Below are 16,864 nucleotides of genomic sequence, written 5' to 3'. Positions count from 1 at the left end.
TCCGCGGTGTTCCCCGAATGTCCGTGCACGCATCATGCGTCGCGGGTCGCGCGAAGCGCGGTGAAGCAACTGAGAAAGACAAGATGCAGATCGAAACCCCGCCCACCGAGAAGCCGTACGAGAAGCCCGAAGGCGAGCGCCGCGGCCTCGTGATCGTTCACACCGGCGATGGCAAGGGCAAGAGCACGGCAGCATTCGGCCTGGCGCTGCGCGCGCACGGGCGCGGCAAGCCGGTGAAGATCTTCCAGTTCATGAAGGTGCCGAGCGCGCGCTTCGGCGAGCACCGCATGTTCGAGCAGATCGGCATTCCCATCGAGGGCCTCGGCGACGGCTTCAGCTGGAAGAGCCAGGACCTGGAGCGCTCCGCGCAGCTCGCGCGCGATGGCTGGGAGAAGGCAAGGGCGGCGATCCTCTCGGACGAGCACTTCCTGGTGGTGCTGGACGAGATCACCTATCCGCTGATCTATGGCTGGCTGCCGCTCGAGGGCGTGCTCGAGACCCTGCGCGCGCGGCCGCGCGAGGTGCACGTGGTGCTGACCGGCCGCCGCTGCCCGCCGGAGATCGTCGAGCTGGCCGACACCGTGACCGAGATGAAGATGGTCAAGCACGCCTTCCAGGCGGGCATTCCCGCGCAGCGCGGCATCGAAGACTGACATGTCCCCGTTCTGGCTCCCTCCCCCTCTGGGGGAGGGCTGGGGTGGGGGCAGCACGGCCCTTGTCCACGCCGCATCCCTGTGCCTGGCCCTGTCCATCGACCGCTGGTTCGGCGAGCCGCGCGCGCGCTGGCACCCCGTGGTGTGGATGGGGCACTACCTCGCCTGGGCCGGCCGGCGCGTTGCACCGCGGACCGATGCATCGACATCCCGCAGGGTCCGGCCTTTCGCAGCCGGCATGCTGGCGTGGTGCGCGGGTGCGGCCGGGGCCGTCTCCCTTGGCTGTCTCGTGGCCCTGGTGGCGGCCCGCCTGCCGGCCTGGGCCCAGGCCGTGGTCCTGGCCCTGGCCCTCAAGCCCTTGCTCGCCTGGCGCATGCTGCGCGACGAGGTGCTCGCAGTCGAGGCCGCGCTGGCCCGCTCCCTCGACGAAGGCCGCGACCAGCTCGCGCGCCTGGTGAGCCGCGACGTGCGGCTGCTCGACGAAGGCCAGGTGCGCGAGAGCGCCATCGAGTCGCTGGCCGAGAACCTCAACGACTCGGTGATCGCGCCCCTTTTCTGGTTCCTGCTGCTGGGACTGCCCGGCGCCGTGCTCTACCGCTTCGCCAACACGGCCGATGCGATGTGGGGCTACCGCGGCGTGCGCGATGGCCGTGTCTGGGAATGGGCCGGCAAGTGGGCCGCGCGGGCGGACGATGTCCTGTCCTGGCTGCCGGCGCGCCTGACGGCACTGCTGCTGTGGCCGCCCGGGCTCGCCGCGGCGCGGCGCGAGGCCGCGCGGACCCCTTCGCCGAACAGCGGCTGGCCCATGGCCGCCATGGCGCTGCGGCTGGGCGTGCGGCTGGCCAAGCCCGGGGTCTACGTGCTGAACGCGGCGGGGCGCGAGGCGGCGGCCGCCGACACCCGGCATGCCGCGGCGCTGGGCGGCAGGGCGGTGGGCTTGATGACCCTCATGGCGGCTGCGGGGCTTGTCGCTCTGGCAGCATGGCATCGAGCATGAATGCATCGCGGGAACCCGATGACGAGCCGGCCCGGCACGGCGGACCCGATGCCCGGGGCGCGGCGCCGCATGACTTCTCGACCAACGCCAATGCCTGCGGCCCGTGTCCCGTCGCCTGGCGCGCGCTGCGGGAGGCCGACGCCAGCCGCTATCCCGATCCACGCTACACGGCACTGCGCGAGACGCTGGGCCGCTTCCACGGCGTGGCGCCGGCGCGCATCGTGATCGCCGCGAGTGCCAGTGAATTCATCGTGCGGATCACCGCGGCGGTCGCGCAGCAGGGCGGCCGCGCGGCCTGGCTGCCGGCGCACAGCTATGGCGATTGCGAGCGCGCGGCGCTCGCCTGGGGACTCGAGGTGAAGCGCGGGCCCGACATGGCAGACGGCGACGCGCTGGTCTGGTGCTGCGATCCGTCCAGCCCGCTGGGCCAGGCGCAACCCGGCCTGGCCCAGCGCGTGGCCGCCTTGACCGACGCGTCCACCTGCGTGCTCGACCTGGCCTACGAGCCGCTGCGTCTTGAAGCCAGCCTGGACCTCGATCCTGTGCAGCGGGACCATGTCTGGCAGCTGTGGACACCCAACAAGGCGCTGGGCCTGACCGGCATCCGCGCGGCCTATGCGATCGCGCCGCGCGAGGCTGCCGGCATGGTTGCGCGGCTCGACCGGCTCGCGCCGTCCTGGCCGCTGGGCGCACATGGTGTGGCGCTGCTCGACGCGTGGACCCGCGCCGAAACGCAGGACTGGCTCGCGCACAGCCTCGACCGCCTGCGCGAATGGAAGCACGCCCAGCAGGCCCTGTGCGAATCGCTGGGCTGGTCCGTGCTGCCAAGCGTCGCCAACTACTTCTGTGCGCGCCCCGAGGCGCCCTATACGCCGCGGGCGGCCCCGCTGCGCGCAGCCGGCATCCAGTTGCGCGACACCGCTTCCTTCGGCCTGCCGGGCCATGTGCGCCTGGGCGTGCTGCCGCACGCCAGCCAGGCCGCGCTGGGGCAGGCCTGGCGCGCGATGGCCTGAAGGGAAGCGCTCAGCGTCGCTGCAGCGCCGGATTCCTCGAGAACAGGTCCGCCGCCCAATCCACGAACACCCGCACCTTGGCGCTCAGGTGCCGGTTGGGCGGGTACACCACGTGCACCGGCAGCGGCTCGCGCGTCCAGTCCGGCAGCAGCCGGACCAGCTCGCCGCTCTCGATGTGCGGATCGGCCATGAAGCCGACGCACTGCGAGATGCCGAAGCCGCCGAGCACGGCGGCCAGGTGGGCGTTGGCCTCGTTGACCGAGACGCGGTAGGGCCCCGAGATCTCGATGTGCTCCTCGCCTTTGCTGAACTCGTGCGGGTAGATCCGGCGCGAGCCGGCCGCGAAGTAGCTCACCACGTGATGGCGCTTCTCCAGGTCGCTGGGATGCTGGGGCATGCCGTAGCGCTTGACGTAGGCCGGCGAGGCCACGGTCACGAAATCCAGCGAGCCGATGCGCCGTGCCACCAGCGACTGGTCGGTCAGGTCGCCGGCGCGGATCACGCAGTCCACGTTGTCGCTGATCAGGTCCACCGGCCGGTCGCTCACGCCCAGGTCCACCTGGATGTCGGGATAGCGGTCGCAGAAGCCGGCCAGCGCCGGCAGGATGATCATGCGCGCCGTCGAGGAGCCCACGTCGATGCGCAGCCGCCCGGTCGGGTTGGCCTGCGCGTTGGTCATGCTCGCCTCGATGTCGTCGAAATCGTTGAGCAGCCGGGCGGTGCGGTCGTAGTAGGCGGCGCCGTCGGGCGTGACCGTGACGCGCCGCGTGGTCCGGTTCAGCAGCTTGACGTGCAGGCGCGACTCCAGCGCCTGGATCTGCTTGGTGACCGTGCCCTTGGGCAGTCCGAGCGAGTCCGCGGCACGGGTGAAGGTGCCGGCTTCCACGACGCGGACGAAGATCCGCATGGCCTGGATCTGATCCATTTATGGTGCTCCTGGGGAAAACCCGCCCATCTCTGGGGCGGGGCGGGATTCTTGCATGCCCCGTCTTAGGCCATTGTTAGTCGATTGGAAACAGAGTGGGGTTTGTGGGGCCGTTGTAGCCGCCAATGAGGCCCTTAATATTCAACCATCGTCCACACACCGAGCCTGTGCCATGTCATCCCGTCCCATTCCGCGTCCTGCCGAAGCCGTTGCGGCCACGCCGGCCGCTGCTGCGTCGGGTACCGAAACCGACATCAGCATTCCCCTGCCGGACCGTGAGCCCGTACAGGCCCGCCTCTATGGGCAGAAGGCCAAGGGCGCTTCGACGCCGCTGGTGGTGCATTTCCATGGCGGCACCTTCGTGAGCGGGGGCCTGGATGACGGCCGCAACGTGGCCCGGATGCTGGCCGGCGCCGGCGCGGTGGTGCTGTCGGTGGACTATCCGCTCAAGCCCTTCCCCGAGCCGATCGAGGTCGGATTCGCGGCGCTGGAATGGGCCTACAAGCAGCGCGTCAAGCTGGCCGGGAAGGGCGCTCGCCTGTACCTGGCGGGCGAAGAGGCGGGCGGCAACGTGGCGGCCGCGGTCGGCGTGATGGCGCGCGATCGCGCCCATCCGCCGCTGGCCGGCCAGATCCTGCTGTCGCCGATGCTGGACCCCTGCGCCGGCACGCTGTCGCTGCGGAATGCCTCTGCCGATGTCGTCCGCTGCCGCTGGGCCTCGGGATGGCAGGAATACCTGAGCAGCCCGATGAACGCGACGCATCCCTACGCGGTGCCGGGCGCCGCGTTGAGGCTGGCCGAGCTGGCGCCCACCCTGGTGCTGGTCGGCGAGGACGATGCGATGCGCGACGAGGCCCTGAGCTTCGCGCGGCGGCTGCATGAAGCGGGCATTCCGGTGACGAAGGCGGTGCTGCCTTCGTCCGCCAAGTGTCCGGACGAGTTGTATGACCCCGCTTCCGGGGACTGCGCGTGCACGGAGACAGTGGGTGGGCATCTGCGCGCGTTCTTCGCTTCCACGGTGCCGCCGCTGCCTCCCCCGGCCTAGGCACAGCCGGCTGCGCCGGTAGACCTTTCTCGAAGTTTCGCTCGGCTTGCCGGTATCACCGGCAGGGCCGGTTGTCGCCTTCCTGCCGCCACCGCGGCGGGCCGGGTTGTTGTTTTTTCAAAGTCATCACGAGGACCTTCACCATGCTGCCAACCAACAACAAGTCGAACCTCCGCCGCCGCGTCTGGCCTGCCGTGACCGGCGTCACCGCCCTGGTGGCGATCGCCTCGGCGATCCTGCTCGGCTTCCCCAGCTTCAAGGCCGAGGCCAACGACGCGCCTGCCGTCGCCGCGCCGCGCGCCACGCCGGTGTCGGTGGCCGTGGTGGCCGCGACAGAGGTCAACACCTGGGACGAGTTCTCCGGCCGCCTGGAAGCGGTGGAGCGCGTCGACGTGCGCTCCCGCGTTTCGGGCGCCGTGCAGTCGGTGCACTTCCGCGAAGGCGCGCTGGTCAAGCAGGGCGACCTGCTGGTCACCATCGACCCGGCGCCGTACGCCGCCGAGGTGGAGCGGGCCGAGGCGCAGGTCACTTCGGCCCAGGCCCGCGCAGCCTTCACGCGCAGCGAGCAGGAGCGTGCGAAGCGCCTGTGGGACGACAAGGCCATCGCCCAGCGCGAGCTGGACGAGCGGGTCAACGCCGGCCGCGAGGCCGAGGCCAGCCTGCGTGCCGCGCAGGCCCAACTGCAGAGCGCGCGCCTGAACCTGGGCTACACACAGGTGAAGGCGCCGGTCTCGGGCCGCGTCGGCAAGCTGGAAGTGACCGTGGGCAACCTGGTCGCGGCCGGCCCCGGCGCGCCGGTGCTGACGACCCTGGTGTCGGTCAGCCCGATCTACGCGAGCTTCGACGCCGACGAGCAGGTCGTGGTCAAGGCGCTGAGGGAACTGCCCGCAGGGGCTGCCGCGCGCGGCAAGCTGGACGGCATCCCGGTGCAGATGGGCACCGCCGGCCTCGAAGGCACGCCCTACGAAGGCCGGCTGCAGCTGATCGACAACCAGGTCGACGCCAGGAGCGGCACGGTGCGCGTGCGCGCCGCCTTCGACAACAAGGAAGGCACGCTGATCCCCGGCCAGTTCGCCCGCATCCGCATGGGCCAGGCCAAGAGCGACACCGCGCTGCTGGTCAGCGAGCGCGCGGTCGGCACCGACCAGAACAAGAAGTTCGTGATGGTGATCGGCGAGGACAACAAGGCCGAGTGGCGCGAAGTCACGCTGGGCGCGCCGGCCAACGGCCTGCGCGTGGTGACCAAGGGCCTGAAGGCCGGTGAGCGCGTGGTGGTCAACGGCCTGCAGCACATCCGCCCGGGCGCCCTGGTGGCACCGACGGCAGTGAGCATGGACGGCAAGACCGAAGCGCAGGCCCAGAGCGTGGCCAGCGCCGCCAAGTCCTGATGGGCTGCGGCATCCCGAGGGAAACATCATGAATCTATCGAAGTTCTTCATCGATCGGCCGATCTTCGCGGGCGTGCTCTCGCTGCTGATGCTGATCGCGGGCCTGATCGCGCTGCGCGGTCTGCCCATCTCCGAATACCCCGAAGTGGCGCCGCCCTCGGTGGTGGTGCGCGCCCAGTACCCGGGCGCGAACCCGAAGGTGATCGCCGAGACGGTGGCCACGCCGATCGAGGAGCAGATCAACGGGGTCGAGGGCATGCTCTACATGTTCAGCCAGGCGACCACCGACGGCGTGATGACGCTGACGGTGACCTTCAAGCTCGGCACCGACCCCGACAAGGCGCAGCAGCTGGTGCAGAACCGCGTCACGCAGGCCGAGCCGCGCCTGCCCGAGGAAGTGCGCCGCCTGGGCGTGACCACGATCAAGAGCTCGCCCGACCTCACGATGGTGGTGCACCTCGTGTCGCCCAACGAGCGCTACGACATCAACTACCTGCGCAACTTCGCGGTGCTGAACGTCAAGGACCGGCTCGCGCGCATCGAGGGCGTGGGCCAGGTCAACATCTTCGGCGGCGGCGACTACTCCATGCGCGTCTGGCTGGACCCGCAGAAGGTGGCGCAGCGCGGCCTGTCGGCCGGCGACGTGGTGGCGGCCATCCGCAGCCAGAACATCCAGGCCGCGGCCGGCGTGGTCGGGGCCTCGCCGGGCCTGTCGGGCGTGGACATGCAACTGTCCATCAACGCCCAGGGCCGGCTGCAGAACGAAGAGGAGTTCGGCGACATCATCGTCAAGAGCGGTGCCAACGGCGAGGTGACGCGGCTGCGCGACCTCGGCCGCATCGAACTGGGCGCTGCCGACTACTCGCTGCGCTCGCTGCTCAACAACGACCAGGCGGTCGGTATCGGCGTGTTCCAGGCGCCGAACTCCAACGCGCTCGACATCTCGGCCAACGTGCGCAAGACGATGGACGAGATCAAGAAGAACATGCCCGAGGGCGTGGAATACCGCATCGCCTACGACCCGACGCAGTTCGTGCGTGCCTCCATCGAATCGGTGGTGCACACGCTGCTGGAGGCCATCCTGCTGGTGGTGCTGGTGGTGATCGTGTTCCTGCAGACCTGGCGCGCGTCCATCATCCCGCTGCTGGCCGTGCCGGTGTCGGTGGTCGGTACCTTCGCCGTGCTGCACGTGCTGGGCTTCTCGATCAACGCGCTGTCGCTGTTCGGGCTGGTGCTGGCGATCGGCATCGTGGTGGACGACGCGATCGTGGTGGTGGAGAACGTCGAGCGCAACATCGAGGCCGGGCTCACGCCGCGCGAGGCGACCTACCGCGCCATGCGCGAAGTGTCAGGGCCGATCATCGCCATCGCGCTGGTGCTGGTGGCGGTGTTCGTGCCGCTGGCCTTCATCAGCGGCCTGACGGGCCAGTTCTACAAGCAGTTCGCGGTCACGATCGCGATCTCGACGGTGATCTCGGCGATCAACTCGCTCACGCTCTCGCCCGCGCTCGCCGCGCTGCTGCTCAAAGGCCACGACGAGCCCAAGGACGCGCTCACGCGCGGCATGGATCGCGCGTTCGGCTGGTTCTTCCGCGGCTTCAACAAGGTCTTCCACCGCGGCTCGGAGGCCTACAGCGGCGGCGTCAAGGGCGTGATCTCGCGCAAGACGCTGATGCTCGTCATCTACCTGGCGCTGGTGGGCGTGACCTTCGGCCTGTTCAAGGCCGTGCCCAGCGGCTTCGTGCCGACGCAGGACAAGCAGTACCTGATCGGCTTCGCCCAACTGCCCGACGGCGCCACGCTGGACCGCACGGAAGACGTGATCCAGCGCATGGGCGAGATCGCCAAGAAGAACCCGAACGTGGAGGATGCGGTCGCGTTCCCGGGCCTGTCGATCAACGGCTTCACCAACAGCTCCAACTCGGGCATCGTGTTCACCACGCTCAAGCCCTTCGACGAGCGTCGGCGTGCCGACCAGAGCGGCGCCGCGGTGGCGGGTCAGTTGAACCAGCAGTTCGCCGGCATCCAGGACGCCTTCATCGTGATGTTCCCGCCGCCGCCGGTGGCGGGCCTGGGCACCACGGGCGGCTTCAAGCTGCAGCTGGAGGACCGCGGCTCGGTCGGCTACGAGCAGATGGATGCGGCGGTCAAGGCCTTCATGACCAAGGCCCGCCAGGCACCCGAGCTGGCCGGCATGTTCACCAGCTGGCAGGTCAACGTGCCGCAGCTGTACGCGGACATCGACCGCACCAAGGCGCGCCAGCTCGGCGTGCCGGTGACGGACATCTTCGAGGCCATGCAGGTCTACCTCGGCAGCCTGTACGTGAACGACTTCAACAAGTTCGGCCGCACCTACACCGTGCGGGTGCAGGCCGATGCGCCTTACCGCGCACGCGCCGAGGACATCGGCCTGCTGAAAGTGCGCTCCAACACCGGCGAAATGGTGCCGCTGTCGGCGCTGATGAAGGTGGACTCGAGCTTCGGCCCCGAGCGCGCGATGCGCTACAACGGCTACCTCTCGGCCGACGTCAATGGCGCGCCGGCGCCCGGATTCTCATCGGGCCAGGCGCAGGACGCGATCGAGCGCATCGCCGCCGAGACCCTGCCCAAGGGCGTGAGCTTCGAGTGGACCGAGCTGACCTACCAGGAGATCCTGGCCGGCAATTCGGCGGTGCTGGTGTTCCCGCTCGCCATCCTGCTGGTGTTCCTGGTGCTGGCTGCCCAGTACGAAAGCCTGACGCTGCCGCTGTCGATCATCCTGATCGTGCCCATGGGCCTGTTGGCCGCGATGACCGGCGTGTGGATCTCCGGCGGCGACAACAACGTCTTCACGCAGATCGGGTTGATCGTGCTGGTCGGGTTGTCGGCGAAGAACGCGATCCTGATCGTGGAGTTCGCGCGCGAGCTCGAATTTGCCGGGCGAACGCCTGTCCAGGCCGCGATCGAGGCCAGCCGCCTGCGGCTGCGCCCGATCCTGATGACCTCGATGGCCTTCGTGATGGGTGTTCTGCCGCTGGTGCTGGCCAAGGGCGCGGGCTCCGAGATGCGCTCGGCGATGGGCGTGGCGGTGTTCGCCGGGATGATCGGCGTGACGGCCTTCGGCCTGTTCCTGACGCCGGTGTTCTACGTGGCCCTGCGCAAGCTGACGGGCAACAAGCCGCTCAAGCTGCACGGCGAGGTGCCGCACCTGGCGGACGACGACAGCTTCGTCTCGGCCGAGCACCCGGCGCCGCATCACGATGCCGGCGGCTCCTCCGGTGGCGCGGGCGGCCTGCGGCCCCTGCCTGCCGCGCCCCTGAAGGCACATGACTGAAGAACGAGGGCGCAAGCCTTCCTGAAAGAAGAAAGCGGATCATGAAATTCGATCGAAGCACTTTCACCCGGCCCCTGCGCGCGGCGCTGGTGCCGCTCGTGGCGGCCCTGGTGCTGGCCGGCTGCGCCACGGCAACGCCGGAGGCGCCGAGCGTCCAGACCCCGGCCCAGTTCAAGGAACAGGCCGCGGCGCCGGCCGAAGGGCAGTGGACGCGCGCCAAGCCGGCCGAGGCGCAGCCGCGCGGCGAATGGTGGCGCGCCTTCAACGACCCGGTGCTCGATGCGCTGGTCGCGCGTGCCGATGCCGCCAACAACAGCATCCAGGCCGCGGCGGCGCGGCTGGCCGAGGCGCGTTCGCTGGTGCGCAGCGCCGACGCGAACCGGGCGCCGCAGCTCGGCCTGGGCGCGGGCGCCAGCCGGCAGCGCGGGCTGGACCGCAACCAGAGCACGCAGCCGTCCACGCTGATCAATGCGGGACTCGACTTCTCCTACGAGCTCGACCTGTTCGGCCGGCTCTCGAAGGCCAGCGATGCCGCGCGGCTCGACGCCGAATCGCGCGAAGGCCTGCTGCAGAGCACGCGCCTGCTGGTGCAGGCCGAGACCGCGCAGACCTACCTGTCGCTGCGTGCCATCGACGACGAGCGCCAGCTGGTGCGCGAGACCGTCGAGGCCTACCGGGACACGCTGCGCCTCACGCAGCAGCGCCACCAGGCCGGCGACATCGCCGAGCTCGACGTGGCTCGGGTCGAGACCGAGATGGCCTCCACCGAATCGGATGCGCTCACCCTGGACCGCCGCCGTGCCGAGCTCGAGCATGCACTGGCGGTGCTGACCGGCGAGGCCGCGTCCAGCTTCGAGATGAAGACCGACCGCTGGAACACCGCACTGCCGGTGATCCCGGCCGGCGTGCCGGCGACGGTACTGACGCGCCGGCCCGATGTCGCGGCCGCGCAGAAGAGCGTGCTGGCGGCGCAGGCCCGCGTGGGCGTCGCGCAGACGGCCTGGTTCCCGGACATCTCGCTGACCGGCGGGGCCGGTTATGCCTCGTCCGAACTGGGTGACCTGTTCAAGTGGTCGGCGCGCTCCTGGGGCATCGGCGCGCTGCTCTCCCTGCCGCTGCTCGACGGCGGCCGGCGCGAGGCCGGCGTGCAGGGCGCGAATGCCCAGCTCGACGGCGCACTCGCGGGCTACCGGGAGCAGGTGCTGGGCGCCTTCCGTGACGTGGAGGACCAGCTGTCCTCGCTGCGCATCCTGGAGGCGCAATCGGAAGTGCAGGGCAAGGCGGTGGCCTCGGCCACCCGGGCCACGCAGCTGTCCGACACGCGCTACCGCAACGGCTACATCAGCCAGCTCGACCTGCTCGACGCGCGCCGCAGCGAACTGCGCAACCGGCGGCAGGCGTTGCAGGTGCGCTCCGCGCAGTACCAGGCCACCGTCGGCCTGATACGCGCATTGGGCGGCGGCTGGACGACGGGCGATGCCGTGGCTGCCGCGCAGCCTGCGGCACAGGTGGCCGTTCGCTGAGCGGCAGCCTCACGGCTGCGGCGGATCGGCGGGCGGCCGCGCCTGTGCCAGCCGGCGCAGCGCGGCCGCGCCCAGCGCGAGCGCACTCGAATAGCTTTCCTGCGGCGTGGCGGCCGATCTGACGCGTCGGTAGTGCAGGACCTCGGATCCGTCATCCTCGAAGGCTTCGATCAGCACCCAGTAGAACTTCCCTTTTGTGCGCTCCTCGATGGTGAGCGCCATGTCGCGTAACGAAGCCATCAACACCTTTTCTTTTGCTTATTGAGCAGAAAAGGCTACGTAGGCACTGCGGGTCGGATGCAGGTGCATCCAAATGCAACCCGCCAAAATGTGATGAACTGCGCATTTGGCGCGACCGACCCCCCTGTGCGGGGCCGTGCACGACAATCGCCCGCATGAAACAGAGGACCGGGCGTGACAAGGCCCGCAGCGTCATGGTGCTGGGCACCACCAGCGGTGCCGGCAAGAGCTGGCTCGCCACCGCCCTGTGCCGCTGGTACGCGCGGCAGGGCCTGATGGTGGCGCCCTTCAAGGCGCAGAACATGAGCAACAACGCGCGCGTGGTGGCCGGCGGGGAGATCGGCAGCGCGCAGTATTTCCAGGCCCTGGCGGCGCGCGCCGTGCCCGAGGTGCGTATGAATCCGCTGCTGCTCAAGCCTGAGCGCGACACCCACAGCCAGGTGGTGCTGATGGGGCAGGTGAGCGCCGAGCTCACCGCCATGCCTTGGCGCGGCCGCAGCGAGCGCGTGTGGCCCCAGGTCGCCCAGGCGCTCGATGAACTGCGCGCCGACAACGACGTCGTCGTGATCGAGGGCGCCGGCTCGCCGGCCGAGATCAACCTGATGGACAGCGACATCGTCAACCTGCGGGTCGCGCGGCAGGCCGATGCACGCTGCCTGCTGGTGACCGACATCGACCGCGGCGGCGCCTTCGCCCATCTCTACGGCACCTGGGCGCTGATGCCCGAAGCTGACCGCGCGCGGCTGGCGGGCTTCGTGCTCAACAAGTTCCGTGGCGATGCCGCGCTGCTCGCGCCCGCGCCCGAGCGCCTGCGCGAGCTGACCGGCGTGCCCACCATCGCGACCTTGCCCATGTGGTGGCAGCATGGCCTGCCCGAAGAGGACGGCGTGTTCGACGAGCGCGGCGGCGCGGCCGGCGAAGTCCGCCTGACGGTGGCCGTGGTCGCCTATCCACGCATCAGCAACCTCGACGAGTTCCAGCCGCTCAAGAACATCGAGGGTGTGCGCCTGCGCTGGGCGCGCAGCCCGGCCGAGCTGGCCGGCGCGGACTGGATCGTGCTGCCCGGCTCCAAGAACACCAGTGGCGACCTGGCCTGGCTGCGCGCGCAGGGCCTGGACCGTGCGGTCGCGGCGCATGCGGCGCAAGGCGGCGCGGTGCTGGGCATCTGTGGCGGGCTGCAGATGCTGGGCGAGGCCCTGATCGACCCGCACGGCGTGGACGGCAACGGGCCGGGCCTGGGGCTGCTGCCGCTGGTCACCGTGTTCGCGCAGGACAAGACGGTGCGTTTGCGCGAGACGCGCTTCGGCGCGCTCGAGGGCTGCTGGGCCGCGCTGTCCGGCGTGGCGCTGCGGGGCTACGAGATCCACCACGGACAGACCGCGCCGCATCCCGCGATGGCCGCCGCCGGCGATCATGCGCACCCGGCCATGCCCGAGGACCTGGCCTGGCGCAACGCGCGGGGCAATGTGCTGGGCCTGTACCTGCATGGCCTGTTCGAGGACCCGGCCGTGCTGCAGGCGCTGTTCGGCGCGCGTGCGCGCACGCTGGAGTCCGTGTTCGACGGCCTGGCCGACCAGATCGATTCCCACTTTGAAGCCGGCGCGTTGCGCGCCCTGATCGAATGACGCTTGAACTTCCCGCCATCGCGGCGATCGACGATGCCGTGCTCGCCGGCCGCCTGCAGCACCTGCTGGACCACAAGACCAAGCCGCTGGGCGCGCTGGGCCGCCTCGAGGCGCTGGCGCTGCGTCTGGGGTTGATCCTCGGCAGCGAGGCGCCGGTGCTCGAGGCGCCGCAGATGCTGGTCTGCGCCGGCGACCATGGCCTGGCGGCGCGCGGCGTCTCGGCCTATCCGAGCGACGTGACCTGGCAGATGGTGGAGAACTTTCTCGCCGGCGGGGCGGCCGTCAGCGTGCTGGCGCGGCAACATGGCTTGGCGCTGACGGTGGTGGATTGCGGCGTGCGGCACGACTTCGTCCCGCGGGAGGGCCTGCGCATCTGCAAGATCGCGCCGGGCACTGCCGATGCGTCGGCCGGACCCGCGATGAGCGCCGCGCAGTGCGAGCAGGCCATCACCAACGGTATGGCGCTGGTGCGCGAACTGCGGGGCAATGCGCTGCTGCTGGGCGAAATGGGCATCGGCAACACCTCCGCCGCCTCGTTGCTGCTGGCGCGGCTCGCGGGGCTGGACATCGACGCCTGCACCGGCAGCGGCACCGGCCTCGACCCGGCCGGTCTGGCGCGCAAGCGCGCGCTGCTGCGCGATGTGCTGGCGCTGCATGCCGATGCGGGCACGCCGCTGGGTGCGCTCGCTGCCTTCGGTGGCTTCGAGATCGCGACGCTGGTCGGCGCCGTGCTGCAGGCGGCCGAGGAGCGGCGTGTGATCGTGGTCGATGGCTTCATCGCCAGCGCGGCCGTGCTGGTGGCCGGCGCGCTGCGGCCGCACGCGGTGCAGCGCTGCGTCGCGGCGCATGCCTCCGCGGAGCCGGGGCATCGGCTGTTGCTGGAGGCGCTGGGCCTCTCGCCCCTGCTGGCGCTGGACCTGCGCCTGGGCGAAGGCTCCGGCGCCGCGCTGGCCTGGCCCCTGCTCGAATCGGCCTGCCGCATCCTGCGCGAGATGGCCAGCTTCGAATCGGCCGGCGTGTCGCAGCGGGACGCATGATGCAGGGCCTGCGCCATTTCCTGCTGGCGCTGCAGTTCTTCACGCGCGTGCCGGTCACGGGGCGGCTGGCCGGCTGGGTCGGTTTCAGTCCCACGATGCTGCGGGCGAGCGCGGCGCATTTTCCGGGCGTGGGCTGGCTGGTCGGTGCGGTGGCGGCGGGGGTGTTCCTGCTGGCCCAGTCGGCGCTGCATGGAGTGGCGGGCGCCGCCGCGGCGGCGCTGCTGTCGACCATCGCGACGGTGCTGCTGACCGGCGCCTTTCACGAGGATGGCCTGGCCGACGTCGCCGACGGCCTGGGCGGCTCGGCGGACCGCAGGCGGGCGCTGGAGATCATGAAGGACTCGCGCATCGGTGCCTTCGGCGCCATCGCGCTGGTGCTGGCGCTGGGCCTGAAGATCGCGCTGCTGGCCGTGCTGGCGGGTCAGGGCGCAATGAGCGCGGCGACCGCGCTGCTGGCGGCGCATGTGCTGTCGCGGCTGGCGCCGCTGTTCCTGATCCGCTGGCTGCCCCATGTGGGCGACGAAGGCACGAGCAAGTCCAAGCCGCTGGCCGATGCGATCGGCGGCGGGGCGCTGCTGGTGGGCGTGCTGTATGCATTGCCGGCCGCGGCATTGCTGCTGGTGGCGCATCCGCCGGTGCAGGCGGCGGTCGCGCTGGCGATCTGCGGGCTCGGTGCGCTGTTCATGGCGCGGCTGCTGCTGCGCCGGCTGCAGGGCTTCACCGGCGATGGGCTCGGCGCGACGCAGCAGGTGTGCGAGCTCGCCATCTACCTGGCGCTGGCGTGGCAGGCATGAGCCGCACGGCCGTTCCGAAGGCGAATAGCGCCGCAGCCGAAGGCGGAGGTACTCCAGTGAAGCTGGGCCTGGTGCGCCACCCCGAGACCACCGCGGTGGCCGGCTCCTGCTACGGCCGCAGCGACGTGGGCGTGCCGCCGGAAGCGACGCGGGTCATTGCCGAGCGCATCGCGCCGGCGCTGCCAGCCGGCATCGAGCTGGTCTGCTCGCCTCTCCAACGCTGCGCCATCTTGGCCCAGGCCCTGGTCGCGCTTCGGCCGGCGCTGACGCTGCGCATCGATCCGCGCATCGCCGAGATGGATTTCGGCAGCTGGGAGGGCCGCGCCTGGAGCAGCATCGGGCGCACCGAGCTCGATGCATGGACCCGCGCCTTCGCCGACGCGCCCGCGGGCGGCGACGGCGAGAGCACGCGCCAGTTCATGCGGCGGGTGGGCGAGGCCTTCGACGAATGGCGCGACCGCGGGCGCGATGCGCTGTGGATCACGCATGCCGGCGTGATCCGAGCGGTCTGGGCCCTGCGCGACGGACAGCGCTGCATCGAGCGCGCCGACCAATGGCCTTCGCGCCCCGTTGCCTTCGGCGAGTGGGTCGTGGTCGAGATCTGAGCTCAGGGCGCCGGCGTCTTCGGCTTGTAGTCGCAATACGGAGCGACCGCGCATTTCCAGCACATCGGCTTGCGCGCCACGCAGACGTAGCGGCCGTGCAGGATCAGCCAGTGGTGCGCATGCAGGCGGTAGGCCGGCGGCACGCGCTTTTCCAGCTTGAGCTCGACCTCCAGCGGCGTCTTGCCCGGCGCCAGGCCGGTGCGGTTGCTGACGCGGAAGATGTGCGTGTCGACCGCCATGGTGGGCTCGCCGAAGGCCACGTTGAGCACCACGTTGGCGGTCTTGCGGCCCACGCCGGGCAGTGCCTCCAACTCGGCGCGCGTGCGCGGCACTTCGCCGCCGTGCTGCTCGATCAGCATGCGGCAGGCCTCCATCAGGTGCTTCGCCTTGCTGCGGTAGAGGCCGATGGTCTTGATGTAGTCCTCCAGCCCTTCGAGGCCGAGGTCGAGAATGGCCTGCGGCGTGTTCGCGACCGGGAACAGCTTGCGGGTGGCCTTGTTCACGCCCACGTCCGTGGCTTGCGCCGACAGAAGCACCGCGGCCAGCAACTCGAAGGGCGTGCTGTATTCGAGCTCTGTCTCGGGCTCGGGGTTGGCCGCCTGCAGCGTGGCGAAGAAGGGCTCGATGCGTTCTTTTTTCATGAGGGCTGGACGGTGGGGGATTCGCTGGAGAAGCGCGCACGGTACTCGGTGGGCGAGACGCGCAGGTGGCGGATGAAGCTTCGGCGCATGACCTCCTCGGAGGAGAAGCCGCATTGCTGCGCCACGGCCTTGATCGCGATCCGGCGTGACTCCATCAGGCGGCAGGCCTGCTCGAGCCGCATCCGTTCCACCGCGTGGGCAGGCGTCGTGCCGGTCTGCCGGCGGTAGAAGCGGGCGAAGGTGCGCGGTGTCATGTCCAGGCGTTCGGCCATCTGCCCGACCGTGAGCGCCTGGCGCAGGCGGCTCGCGATCCAGCGGTGGAGTTCGGCGATGCGCGTGTCGCCGGCCGCCTGCTCCAGCAGGGCACTGCTGAACTGCGACTGGCCGCCGGGCCGCTTGTAGAAGACCACCAGCTTCTTGGCCACGCCCATCGCGATGTCGCGGCCCATGTCGGCCTCCACCATGCCCAGGGCCATGTCGATGCCCGCGGTGACGCCGGCCGAGGTCCAGTAGCGGCCGTCGCGGAAATAGATGGCGTCCTGCTGCACCTCGATCGCAGGGAAAAGCGTGGCCAGCTGTTCGCACGCGGCCCAGTGCGTGACGGCGCGGCGGCCGTCGAGCAGGCCGGTGCGCGCGAGCACGAAGGCACCGGTGCAGACCGAGGCCAGGCGCGCCACCCGTGGCGCGGCGCGGCGCGTCCAGGCCACCAGCTCCTGCTGAGCCGCGGCCCGGCCGGCTTGCCAGACACCCGGACCGCCGGGAATGATCAGCGTGTCCGGCATGCGCGATGGCCGCCGGGGCAGGGCGGCGGCCTCGAGTGCGGCGCCGCTGGAGCTGTGCACCGCGCCGGCGGCAAAGGCGCGGACGCGCGTGTCGTAGCGGGCCGGGCGGCCCGCCAGCGCCAGTTCGTCATTGGCGGTGGGCGAAGACCTGCAGCGGCCCGCAGACATCGAGCAGCTGGAAGCGCTCGTAGGCCAGGAACCAGACGTGATGAACGTCGTCGGTGCGCCCGGAGGTGCGTGCAGCCGGCATGGAGGCGTTGGCAGGAATCGTGGGGAGATTGTC

At 70.5% G+C, this 16,864-nt stretch carries 14 protein-coding genes and 1 pseudogene; 11 read left to right on the top strand and 4 right to left on the bottom strand.

Features of this window, described 5'->3' with window-relative positions:
• Nucleotides 1–83 precede the first annotated feature (83 nt).
• Genes cobO through A8M77_RS18035 form a run of 3 tightly spaced genes read left to right on the top strand, consistent with a single transcriptional unit; the run spans nt 84 to nt 2,663 of the window.
• Nucleotides 84–653, top strand: a complete 570-nt coding sequence (cobO, locus tag A8M77_RS18045) for a cob(I)yrinic acid a,c-diamide adenosyltransferase (RefSeq protein ID WP_086922883.1) — start codon at nt 84–86, stop codon at nt 651–653.
• A gap of 1 nt (nt 654) precedes the next feature.
• Entirely contained in the window at nt 655–1,650 is a 996-nt protein-coding gene (gene cbiB, locus A8M77_RS18040; RefSeq protein ID WP_086922882.1) for an adenosylcobinamide-phosphate synthase CbiB, read from the top strand.
• Entirely contained in the window at nt 1,647–2,663 is a 1,017-nt protein-coding gene (locus tag A8M77_RS18035) for an aminotransferase class I/II-fold pyridoxal phosphate-dependent enzyme (protein ID WP_086922881.1), read from the top strand. Before cbiB ends, A8M77_RS18035 begins: the two co-directional genes overlap by 4 nt.
• A 10-nt stretch (nt 2,664–2,673) precedes the next feature.
• Here the strand turns inward: A8M77_RS18035 and A8M77_RS18030 are convergent, their stop codons facing one another.
• Nucleotides 2,674–3,588 (bottom strand): LysR family transcriptional regulator, encoded by a 915-nt coding sequence (locus A8M77_RS18030; RefSeq protein WP_086922880.1) that lies wholly within the window; start codon nt 3,586–3,588, stop codon nt 2,674–2,676.
• A 172-nt stretch (nt 3,589–3,760) separates the two neighbouring features.
• Here A8M77_RS18030 and A8M77_RS18025 point away from each other — a divergent pair, with 172 nt between their 5' ends.
• The 4 genes from A8M77_RS18025 to A8M77_RS18010 all read left to right on the top strand — a co-directional run bounded on the left by A8M77_RS18025 (nt 3,761) and on the right by A8M77_RS18010 (nt 10,857).
• The gene (locus tag A8M77_RS18025) at nt 3,761–4,633 is read left to right on the top strand and encodes an alpha/beta hydrolase (protein WP_086922879.1); all 873 of its coding nucleotides are present in this window, start codon (nt 3,761–3,763) and stop codon (nt 4,631–4,633) included.
• A gap of 143 nt (nt 4,634–4,776) precedes the next feature.
• Entirely contained in the window at nt 4,777–6,021 is a 1,245-nt protein-coding gene (locus A8M77_RS18020) for an efflux RND transporter periplasmic adaptor subunit (protein WP_086922878.1), read from the top strand.
• A 28-nt stretch (nt 6,022–6,049) separates the two neighbouring features.
• Nucleotides 6,050–9,334 carry an efflux RND transporter permease subunit gene (locus A8M77_RS18015; RefSeq protein ID WP_086922877.1) on the top strand — a complete coding sequence of 1,095 codons (3,285 nt, stop codon included), beginning with the start codon at nt 6,050–6,052 and terminating at the stop codon, nt 9,332–9,334.
• A 41-nt stretch (nt 9,335–9,375) separates the two neighbouring features.
• A complete protein-coding gene (locus A8M77_RS18010) occupies nt 9,376–10,857 on the top strand; it encodes an efflux transporter outer membrane subunit (RefSeq protein WP_086922876.1) in 1,482 nt (493 codons plus the stop codon).
• A 9-nt stretch (nt 10,858–10,866) separates the two neighbouring features.
• Here A8M77_RS18010 and A8M77_RS18005 read toward each other — a convergent pair whose 3' ends face one another.
• Nucleotides 10,867–11,097, bottom strand: coding sequence for a hypothetical protein (locus tag A8M77_RS18005; protein WP_086922875.1), 231 nt, complete (start codon nt 11,095–11,097; stop codon nt 10,867–10,869).
• Nucleotides 11,098–11,252: 155 nt separating this feature from the next.
• Here A8M77_RS18005 and A8M77_RS18000 point away from each other — a divergent pair, with 155 nt between their 5' ends.
• The 4 genes from A8M77_RS18000 to A8M77_RS17985 are packed head-to-tail and all read left to right on the top strand — an operon-like array spanning nt 11,253 to nt 15,158.
• Nucleotides 11,253–12,722 carry a cobyric acid synthase gene (locus tag A8M77_RS18000; RefSeq protein ID WP_238136864.1) on the top strand — a complete coding sequence of 490 codons (1,470 nt, stop codon included), beginning with the start codon at nt 11,253–11,255 and terminating at the stop codon, nt 12,720–12,722.
• Nucleotides 12,719–13,759: a nicotinate-nucleotide--dimethylbenzimidazole phosphoribosyltransferase gene (gene cobT / locus A8M77_RS17995; protein ID WP_086922873.1), complete on the top strand. Its 1,041-nt coding sequence runs from the start codon at nt 12,719–12,721 to the stop codon at nt 13,757–13,759. Before A8M77_RS18000 ends, cobT begins: the two co-directional genes overlap by 4 nt.
• A complete protein-coding gene (gene cobS, locus A8M77_RS17990) occupies nt 13,759–14,553 on the top strand; it encodes an adenosylcobinamide-GDP ribazoletransferase (protein WP_086922911.1) in 795 nt (264 codons plus the stop codon). Before cobT ends, cobS begins: the two co-directional genes overlap by 1 nt.
• A complete protein-coding gene (locus A8M77_RS17985) occupies nt 14,550–15,158 on the top strand; it encodes a histidine phosphatase family protein (RefSeq protein WP_192871633.1) in 609 nt (202 codons plus the stop codon). Before cobS ends, A8M77_RS17985 begins: the two co-directional genes overlap by 4 nt.
• A gap of 2 nt (nt 15,159–15,160) precedes the next feature.
• Here the strand turns inward: A8M77_RS17985 and nth are convergent, their stop codons facing one another.
• Nucleotides 15,161–15,799: an endonuclease III gene (nth, locus tag A8M77_RS17980; protein ID WP_086922871.1), complete on the bottom strand. Its 639-nt coding sequence runs from the start codon at nt 15,797–15,799 to the stop codon at nt 15,161–15,163.
• Nucleotides 15,796–16,831, bottom strand: a pseudogene (locus A8M77_RS17975) (GlxA family transcriptional regulator). The gene nth and the pseudogene A8M77_RS17975 overlap by 4 nt, the downstream one beginning before the upstream one ends.
• Nucleotides 16,832–16,864: the final 33 nt, after the last annotated feature.

Source organism: Variovorax sp. JS1663 (genome assembly GCF_002157355.1).
In the GTDB taxonomy this organism is placed as follows: Bacteria; Pseudomonadota; Gammaproteobacteria; order Burkholderiales; family Burkholderiaceae_C; genus Variovorax.
Note: the sequence above shows the minus strand (reverse complement) of the source record. Positions and strands in the feature narration are given on the sequence as shown.

Bases quoted from the DNA above. Each gene is read 5' to 3' on its own strand.
- A8M77_RS18020 (WP_086922878.1), top strand. From the start codon at position 4,777: ATGCTGCCAACCAACAACAAGTCGAACCTCCGCCGCCGCGTCTGGCCT.
- A8M77_RS18035 (WP_086922881.1), top strand. From the start codon at position 1,647: ATGAATGCATCGCGGGAACCCGATGACGAGCCGGCCCGGCACGGCGGA.
- A8M77_RS17985 (WP_192871633.1), top strand. From the start codon at position 14,550: ATGAGCCGCACGGCCGTTCCGAAGGCGAATAGCGCCGCAGCCGAAGGC.
- nth (WP_086922871.1), bottom strand. From the start codon at position 15,799: ATGAAAAAAGAACGCATCGAGCCCTTCTTCGCCACGCTGCAGGCGGCC.
- A8M77_RS18025 (WP_086922879.1), top strand. From the start codon at position 3,761: ATGTCATCCCGTCCCATTCCGCGTCCTGCCGAAGCCGTTGCGGCCACG.
- cobO (WP_086922883.1), top strand. From the start codon at position 84: ATGCAGATCGAAACCCCGCCCACCGAGAAGCCGTACGAGAAGCCCGAA.
- cobS (WP_086922911.1), top strand. From the start codon at position 13,759: ATGCAGGGCCTGCGCCATTTCCTGCTGGCGCTGCAGTTCTTCACGCGC.
- A8M77_RS18030 (WP_086922880.1), bottom strand. From the start codon at position 3,588: ATGGATCAGATCCAGGCCATGCGGATCTTCGTCCGCGTCGTGGAAGCC.
- A8M77_RS18000 (WP_238136864.1), top strand. From the start codon at position 11,253: ATGAAACAGAGGACCGGGCGTGACAAGGCCCGCAGCGTCATGGTGCTG.
- A8M77_RS18005 (WP_086922875.1), bottom strand. From the start codon at position 11,097: ATGGCTTCGTTACGCGACATGGCGCTCACCATCGAGGAGCGCACAAAA.
- A8M77_RS18015 (WP_086922877.1), top strand. From the start codon at position 6,050: ATGAATCTATCGAAGTTCTTCATCGATCGGCCGATCTTCGCGGGCGTG.
- cobT (WP_086922873.1), top strand. From the start codon at position 12,719: ATGACGCTTGAACTTCCCGCCATCGCGGCGATCGACGATGCCGTGCTC.
- A8M77_RS18010 (WP_086922876.1), top strand. From the start codon at position 9,376: ATGAAATTCGATCGAAGCACTTTCACCCGGCCCCTGCGCGCGGCGCTG.
- cbiB (WP_086922882.1), top strand. From the start codon at position 655: ATGTCCCCGTTCTGGCTCCCTCCCCCTCTGGGGGAGGGCTGGGGTGGG.